1 protein-coding gene is annotated in these 1,011 nt (G+C 57.2%); it reads right to left on the bottom strand.

Annotation, left to right across the window (positions count from 1 at the left end; genetic code table 11):
- Positions 1 to 172 precede the first annotated feature (172 nt).
- Complete coding sequence (locus A9976_RS18745; RefSeq protein ID WP_183016536.1) at positions 173 to 781, bottom strand: Arm DNA-binding domain-containing protein; 609 nt, start codon at positions 779 to 781, stop codon at positions 173 to 175.
- Positions 782 to 1,011: the final 230 nt, after the last annotated feature.

The raw sequence follows: 1,011 nt of genomic DNA, 5'->3' as shown, positions 1-1,011 counted from the left end.
CCTAACGTGTAGGCAACTGCACGGAAGTTCCGCGTTAAATGGCGCTAATAGGCGCGTGTACAGATTCGATTCCTGTCGGGCGCACCATAGATTCAAGGACATACACGTAAGGACTTACGTTTTTTTGGGCCCATTCTTGTGACCCATCTGGCGCGCATCCCGATCCCGATTCCTAACGCGGCAAGCGTAGGGCGCCACACCTTCTGAACCGCATGAGCAGCGGATCTGGTTCTGGATCTTGGCCTTTACGGCTTTCAATCTCCAGCGTGATGTTCTCCGGAACTTTCCTCATCTTGAATGCCAACGCCCAAACCTGCCGAGCTGGCGTCATGACGTTGTTGAACGTCTTGGCCGCCATGCGCGGATAGTCAGCTACGTCCATCGCGAGCTCTTCATAGGTGATCTCCGCGATCGGGCGATTTCCATACAAAGGGCGCCACCGCGAGTTCAAGAGATTCTCGTATTCGCTGAGCGTCGTTGCCGCTTTGTGGCTGATGAGCTTCAGCCACATGTCTGCCTCTTTGAACGTGACTTCTCGGGCCGCCTCTTTGATCGGAATGCTGGGGGACTCGGGGAAGTAGCGAGCGAAGTCGTCCCAAGTGAAGACGCCGAGGTCTATCGCTTGCAGAATCTCGCTGCGCATGCGTGCCGCAGCGCGCATGTTGGCGGCGGTGGGGCGCAGTGCTACGCGCTCGCGGAAGCGGCGGTCATTCCATCGGAAGTCGATTCGGATCGACGTCGTCCGCGCGATGATCCCTTCGAGGTGCTCTTTGATACTCATTCGTCGTACGCTTCAAGATTGATGTGTTGTCGGTTGCCTGAACTGATGCGCACTGAGCTCATTCCGGCCGCTATAGCCGTGGAGCACCCGATGGGAGAAATGGAGGAGTAAGGAGCCTGGCCCTGGGGGGCTCCCCCTGGGGCGTGCGCCGCTTCGGTATGGCTTATTCGAGAAAATGACTATCTGTACTGACCATTTGGGGGCCGCCATGCACAGCCAGCAAGTTTCTA

Origin of the sequence: Delftia sp. UME58 (assembly GCF_014170385.1) — a bacterium.
Classification (GTDB): domain Bacteria; phylum Pseudomonadota; class Gammaproteobacteria; order Burkholderiales; family Burkholderiaceae_C; genus Comamonas; species Comamonas acidovorans.
The sequence above is the reverse complement of the archived record's forward strand: the minus strand, read 5'-3'. Positions and strand labels throughout refer to the sequence as shown.

Coding starts and splice junctions, on each gene's coding strand:
- A9976_RS18745 (WP_183016536.1), bottom strand. CDS start 781: ATGAGTATCAAAGAGCACCTCGAAGGGATCATCGCGCGGACGACGTCG.